At 71.6% G+C, this 6,407-nt stretch carries 8 protein-coding genes; all 8 read left to right on the top strand.

Annotated elements, in window-relative coordinates; all coding sequences use genetic code 11:
• The first annotated feature begins 67 nt into the window (after positions 1–67).
• Positions 68–1,849 carry a nickel-dependent hydrogenase large subunit gene (locus tag AOK11_RS21055; protein ID WP_055595282.1) on the top strand — a complete coding sequence of 594 codons (1,782 nt, stop codon included), beginning with the start codon at positions 68–70 and terminating at the stop codon, positions 1,847–1,849.
• Positions 1,846–2,424, top strand: coding sequence for a hypothetical protein (locus AOK11_RS21050; RefSeq protein WP_055595281.1), 579 nt, complete (start codon positions 1,846–1,848; stop codon positions 2,422–2,424). The genes AOK11_RS21055 and AOK11_RS21050 overlap by 4 nt, the downstream gene beginning before the upstream one ends.
• Positions 2,421–3,086: a DUF5947 family protein gene (locus AOK11_RS21045; protein WP_055595280.1), complete on the top strand. Its 666-nt coding sequence runs from the start codon at positions 2,421–2,423 to the stop codon at positions 3,084–3,086. The genes AOK11_RS21050 and AOK11_RS21045 overlap by 4 nt, the downstream gene beginning before the upstream one ends.
• On the top strand, positions 3,083–3,721 hold the full coding sequence (locus AOK11_RS21040; RefSeq protein ID WP_055595279.1) for a DUF6084 family protein: 639 nt from the start codon (positions 3,083–3,085) through the stop codon (positions 3,719–3,721). Before AOK11_RS21045 ends, AOK11_RS21040 begins: the two co-directional genes overlap by 4 nt.
• Entirely contained in the window at positions 3,718–5,193 is a 1,476-nt protein-coding gene (locus AOK11_RS21035; RefSeq protein ID WP_055595278.1) for a hypothetical protein, read from the top strand. Before AOK11_RS21040 ends, AOK11_RS21035 begins: the two co-directional genes overlap by 4 nt.
• Positions 5,190–5,777: a hydrogenase maturation protease gene (locus AOK11_RS21030; protein WP_055595277.1), complete on the top strand. Its 588-nt coding sequence runs from the start codon at positions 5,190–5,192 to the stop codon at positions 5,775–5,777. The genes AOK11_RS21035 and AOK11_RS21030 overlap by 4 nt, the downstream gene beginning before the upstream one ends.
• Positions 5,774–5,890, top strand: coding sequence for a DUF6893 family small protein (locus AOK11_RS46810; protein ID WP_380995557.1), 117 nt, complete (start codon positions 5,774–5,776; stop codon positions 5,888–5,890). Before AOK11_RS21030 ends, AOK11_RS46810 begins: the two co-directional genes overlap by 4 nt.
• Positions 5,891–6,036: 146 nt before the next feature.
• The coding region (locus AOK11_RS21025) for a hydrogenase maturation nickel metallochaperone HypA/HybF (protein WP_167353819.1) at positions 6,037–6,407 on the top strand (371 nt) is incomplete at its 3' end.

Genomic DNA, 6,407 nt, shown 5'->3' with positions numbered 1-6,407 from the left:
CTCCCCCGCCCCGCCTGACGCAAGACCCGCTCACCGACCCGACCGACCGAAGGGCAGCACCGACACAATGGCGACCTCGACGACGACCGGTGACGGCACCGGCCTGGTGGAGATGGCATGGGACCCGATCACCCGGATCGTGGGCAGTCTCGGCATCCACACAAAGATCGACTTCAAGCAGAAGCGGGTCGCCGAGTGCTACAGCACCTCGTCGGTCTTCCGCGGCTACAGCGTCTTCATGCGCGGCAAGGACCCGCGCGACGCCCACTTCATCACCAGCCGTATCTGCGGCATCTGCGGTGACAACCACGCCACCTGCTCGGTGTACGCGCAGAACATGGCGTACGGGGTGAAGCCGCCGCACCTCGGCGAGTGGATCATCAACCTCGGCGAGTCCGCGGAGTACATGTTCGACCACAACATCTTCCAGGAGAACCTGGTGGGGGTCGACTACTGCGAGAAGATGGTCCGCGAGACCAATCCGGGGGTGCTCGAACTCGCCGAGCGCACCGAGGCGCCGCACGCGGGCGAGCACGGCTACCGCACCATCGCCGACATCATGCGCTCGCTCAACCCGCTGGAGGGCGAGTTCTACCGGGAGGCGCTGCAGGTCAGCCGGTACACGCGGGAGATGTTCTGTCTCATGGAGGGCCGCCACGTGCACCCCTCCACGCTGTACCCGGGCGGCGTCGGCACCATCGGTTCGGTCCAGCTGTTCACGGACTACATGAGCCGCCTCATGCGCTACGTCGAGTTCATGAAGCGGGTCGTGCCGCTCCACGACGACCTGTTCGACTTCTTCTACGAGGCCCTGCCCGGCTACGAGGAGGTCGGCCGACGGCGCGTGCTGCTCGGCTGCTGGGGCGCGCTCAACGACCCCGAGTACTGCGACTTCACCTACGCCAACATGACGGACTGGGGACGCCGCATGTTCGTCACCCCCGGCGTGATCGTGGACGGCAAGCTGGTCACCAACGACCTCACCGAGATCAACCTCGGCATCCGCATCCTGCTGGGCAGTTCGTACTACGAGGACTGGGCGGGCAAGGAGCAGTTCGTCACCCACGACCCGCTCGGCAACCCGGTCGACCCGCGCCACCCGTGGAACCAGCACACCATCCCCGCCCCGCAGAAGCGGAACTTCGACGACAAGTACAGCTGGGTGATGTCACCCCGCTGGTTCGACGGCAAGGACCACCTGCCGCTCGACACGGGCGGCGGCCCCCTCGCCCGCCTGTGGTCCACGGCCCTGTCGGGGCTGGTCGACATCGGGTACGTCAAGGCGACCGGACACAGCGTCGTCATCAACCTGCCCCGCACTCTCACCAAGCCGGAGACCACCTTCGAGTGGAAGATCCCGCAGTGGAGCAACGCGCTGGAGCGCAACCGCGCCCGCACCTACTTCCAGGCCTACGCCGCCGCCGTCGCCCTGCACTGCGCGGAGAAGGGCCTCGCGGAGGTGCGCGCCGGACGCACCCAGACCTGGGAGAAGTTCGAGGTGCCGGACGAGTCCATCGGCGTCGGCTTCACCGAGGCGGTGCGCGGTCTCCTCTCCCACCACATGGTCATCCGGGACGGGAAGATCGCCAACTACCACCCGTACCCGCCGACGCCGTGGAACGCGTCCACCCGTGACACCTACGGCACCCCCGGCCCGTACGAGGACGCGGTGCAGAACACGCCGATCTTCGAGGAGAACACCCCCGAGAACTTCAAGGGCATCGACATCATGCGCACCGTGCGCAGCTTCGACCCGTGTCTGCCGTGCGGCGTCCACATGTACGTCGGCGACGGCAGAACCGTGAAGTCGATGCACGTACCCACCGGCCTGAGCGGTCTGGCCGGATGAGCGGGGTGCGAGGCGGGACGGACGCGGAGACGGCCGGGCGGACGGTCGAGGAGATCCTCGACCGTCTCGCCGCCGCCGGGGACCGCGCGGCGTGCGAGGCCGCCGAGGAACTCGTGCGGAGCCTCATGGAGTTCTACGGTGCGGGGTTCGCCCGCGCCCTGGACCTGCTCGGACGTGATCCGGACAGGCCGGTGGGGGAGGCACGGGAGGCCCTCCTCGGTGACGAACTCGTCGCGAGCCTCCTGGTCCTGCACGGGCTGCACCCGGACGACGTTCCCACCCGCGTCACGCGGGCGCTGAACGCGGTCCCGCATTCCGTGGAGAGTGCCGGATTCGACCCGGCCACGGGCGAGTTGCGGCTGCGGCTCACCGAATCGGGCGGCTGCGGCTGCGGCGGCACCCGTGAGGCCGTCGAGCAGGCGGCGCGCGACGTCCTCGCCTGTTTCGCGCCGGAGGTGACCGCCGTGGTGCTGGAGGCGGACGCGGAACGCGAACCGGTCCTCCTCCAGATCGGTGCGGGCCCGCCGGCCCCGTCCGGTCCGAGCGGCCGGCCGCCGGCCACCACCGCGCCGTGAGCGCGCTGCCGGCCGGGCCGGAACGGCTCCGGCAACCTTCCGCGCCCCGGGGCCTGTTCCGTTTCACCGGGCCCCGTCCGCCCCGCGAGGAACGCTGCGAGCTGTGCGCGGTGCCGCTGCCCGACGAGCGTCACCGGCACCTCGTGGACATCGAGAACCGTGCGCTGGCCTGCGCCTGCGGCCCCTGCGCCCAACTCCTGGACCGTACGGGCGCGCCGACGGGCCGCTTCCGCACGGTTCCCGACCGCTGCCTGAGCGACCCGGAGCACCGCTTCGACGAGCAGACCTGGGAGCGGCTGCGCATCCCCGTCGGCGTCGTCTTCTTCTTCCGCAACTCCGCGCTCGACCGCCTGGTCGCGCTCTATCCGAGCCCGGCCGGAGCGACCGAGAGCGAACTGGAGCCGGATTCCTGGCAGTCCGTCCTGGACGGCTCGCCGCTCACCGGGGTTCTCGAACCCGACGTGGAGGCATTGCTGCTGCGCCGCCATCAGGGGCAGGTGGAGTGCTACCTGGTGCCGATCGACATCTGCTACGAGCTGGTGGGCCGCATGCGACTGACGTGGCAGGGCTTCGACGGGGGCGCGGAGGCGCGGGCCGACCTGGACGCCTTCTTCACCCAGGTGCGGGGCCGGGCCCGTGCGTTCGGGGGTGACCGGTCGTGACCGGGTTCACCTTCGCCTGCACCGGTGTGCGCGCCGATCCGTACGCCGCGGGCCCCACGCTCGTGTTCCGGCTGCGCATCACCGCCTCGCCGGGTACCCGGATCCACGCGCTGGCGCTGCGCTGCCAGATCCGTATCGAGCCCGCGCGCCGGGGCTACGGCGACGCCGAGGCCGAGGCGCTGGCCGACCTGTTCGGGGAGCGGTCCCGTTGGGGCAGCAGCCTCCACCCCGTGCAGTTCGCCCAGGTGCCCGTGATGGTGCAGGGGTTCACCGGCGAGACGGAGACCGATCTGGTGGTGCCCTGCACCTACGACATGGACATCGCCTCCTCCCGCTACTTCCACGCGCTGGAGGAGGGGGAGGTCCCGCTGCTGATGCTGTTCTCCGGTACGGCCTTCACCGGAGCCGGGGGCTTTCAGGTCGAGCCCGTCCCCTGGGACCGGGAGGCCACGTTCCGGATGCCGGTGAAGACCTGGCAGGAGATGGTCGAGCAGCATTTCCCGGGCTCGGGCTGGATCCGTCTGCCCCGGGACGCCATGGACGCGCTGCTCGCCCACCGGTCGCGGCAGGCGCTGCCCTCGTGGCAGGCGACCGTCGAGCACCTGCTGCACGCGGCCGGGGAGAGCACACCGTGACCACGACGACGTTCACTTCCCGGGCCGAGGCCCGGCTGGCGGTGGCACGCCACGTCGCCGACGCCGTGCTGTTCGAGGGGTACGTGCTCTACCCGTACCGTGCCTCGGCGGCCAAGAACCGGCTGCGCTGGCAGTTCGGCGTGCTCGTGCCGCCGTCCTGGACGGCGGCCGCCGCGGAGCACGACGTCCAGCACACCGAACTGCTGATGGAGCCGCGTCGGGGCGCGACCCTCTTCGTCGAGGTGCGCTTCCTCCACGCCCAGCGGCGCACGGTTCAGCGCGTTCTGCCGGACGGCGGTTTCGAGACCGTACGCGAGCTGCCCCTGAAGGACCGGGTGCTGGTGCCGTGGGACGAGGGCCGGGAGGAGCGGGTCCGGCTGGCCGTCGATGCGGACGAACTGGCGAGGACCGGTGCCGTCGTGCCCTTCACCCGTCCCGCGGCCGAGGAGACCGAGCCCGTCAGGGACGCCACGGGGGCGGTCGTGGGACGGCTGGTGCGGCGCCGTGAGGAGCTCGACGGAGTCCTGCGCCTGTCGGCGAGCCCGCTGGACGGACCGTATGCCACGCAACGGCTGCGAGTGGTCGTGGAGAACACCAGCGACTGGCTGCCCGAGGACGGTGCCGGCCGGGATGCGGCGCTGCCCCGTTCCCTGGTCGCCACCCACACCCTGCTGCATCTGGACTCCGGGCAGTTCCTGTCGCTGACGGACCCGCCCCAGTGGGCCACGGGCGCCGTGGCGGCCTGCCGCAATCTGCACACCTGGCCCGTACCGGCCGGTGAGCCGGGCTCCCGTGACCTGGTGCTCTCCTCTCCGATCATCCTGGAGGACCATCCGGCCATCGCCCCGGAGAGCCCCGGTGCCCTGTACGACGCCACGGAGATCGACGAGATCCTCGCGCTGCGCACCGCCGCCCTCACCGACGAGGAGAAGCGCGAGGCCAGAGGCACCGACGACCGGGCGGCAGCGGTGATCGACCTCACCGAATCGATGCCGGCGGAGATGCTGGAGCGACTGCACGGCGCGGTACGGAGCCTGCGCGAGGTCGCCACGCCCGGGGTGTCCGCGCCGCGCTCCCCGGCGCCGGACGTGCCGGGGTTCGGCACCGGCGCCGGGGCGTCCGGCGTCTTCGGGGAGGACGGGTTCGTCCGGCAGGAAACGCCCTGGTGGGATCCGGGCGCGGACGCCTCCGTGGATCCCGCCCGTGATCACGTCCTGGTCGACGGACGGGAGGTGCGGGCGGGCAGCCGCGTCGTGCTGCGGCCCGGGCCGCGCCACTCCGACGCCCAGGACCTGTTCGTCGCCGGCCGGCGCGCCCTGGTCGAGGCGGTCCTGCACGACGTCGACGGCGGTGTGCACATCGCGGTCACCCTCGAGGACGATCCCGGCGCCGACATCCGCCGCGAACAGGGCCGGTATCTCTACTTCCAGCCCGACGAGGTCGGCGTCGTGGAGGGTGAGGAGACCCCATGACCAGTGGTCCGGCGCCCCGTCCCCGCACCCTGGTCGCCGGGGTGGGCAACATCTTCCTCGGCGACGACGGCTTCGGGGTGGAGGCCGCCCGCCGGCTGGCCGAACAGGGGTGCCCGGCGGGCGTCGAAGTCGCCGACATCGGCATCCGCGGCGTCCATCTGGCGTACCGGCTCCTCGACGGCTACGACACGCTCGTCCTCCTCGACGCGACAGCACGCGGAGGGGAGCCCGGAACGCTGTACCTGATCGACGCCACGGAGCCCGCGGGCCGGCGGCCACCGGACGGTGTCGCCCTGGACGGCCACCGGATGTCGCCCGATGCCGTACTGGCCCTGCTGGACACCCTGTGCGCGGGCACCGGAGCGGTGCCACCGCGGCGCACCCTGGTGGTCGGCTGCGAACCCGCGACCGTCGAGGAGGGCATCGGCCTCAGCCCGCCGGTGGCCGACGCCGTGCCCGGAGCGGTGCGCATGGTCGGCGAACTGATCCGGGACGAAGCCGTCGTCCGACCCGCACACCACGTCGTACGACCGAGCCCCGTCGGTCGGCGAGAACACCTTCCGCCTCCAGGAGAGCAACCATGAAGAAACGCCTCATCGGCGGTGCCACGGCCGCCGTCACCGCAGCGGCCCTGGCAGCGCTCGTCGCGAACGTCTGGCCGGACGTCCGTCGTTATCTGCGCATCCGCAGGATGTGACCCACCGGACGCCCGCTCGACGGCCCAACCGGCGTGCCCCGAAAGAGCTATGCGTGCGCCTCGCCCCGGCGTGCCGGTCGGACCGGCGGCGCGAGCCCCCTACTACTGGGCGGTGCGACACGACCCCGGCCGAGAACGGAGAGGCGATGCACGAGATGTCCGTCGCCCTGTCGATCGTGGACCAGGTCGAGCAGGCGGCACGGTCCCGCTCCGCGCGCGGCGTGCGCCGGGTCCGCCTCGACATCGGCGAACTCGCCGGAGTCGTCCCCGACGCACTCGCCTTCTGCTTCGAACTCGCCTGTTCCGGGACGGTTCTCCAGGGCGCCGAACTCGTCACCGGGTCCGTGCCCGGCCGGGCGTCGTGCGCGCCGTGCGGGCGGACCTGGGACACCGGGATGCCCCCGGACATGATCTGCGCCTCCTGTCGCGGGGGTGCCACCGAGCTGTTGTCGGGCCGCGAGCTGAGGATCACCGAAGTGCACTGGGCGGCGGATTCCCCCGCCCCCGGCCCCTCCCC

This window comes from Streptomyces hirsutus (genome assembly GCF_001418415.1).
GTDB lineage: Bacteria > Actinomycetota > Actinomycetes > Streptomycetales > Streptomycetaceae > Streptomyces > Streptomyces hirsutus.
This window is presented reverse-complemented; position numbering and strand designations above follow the sequence as displayed.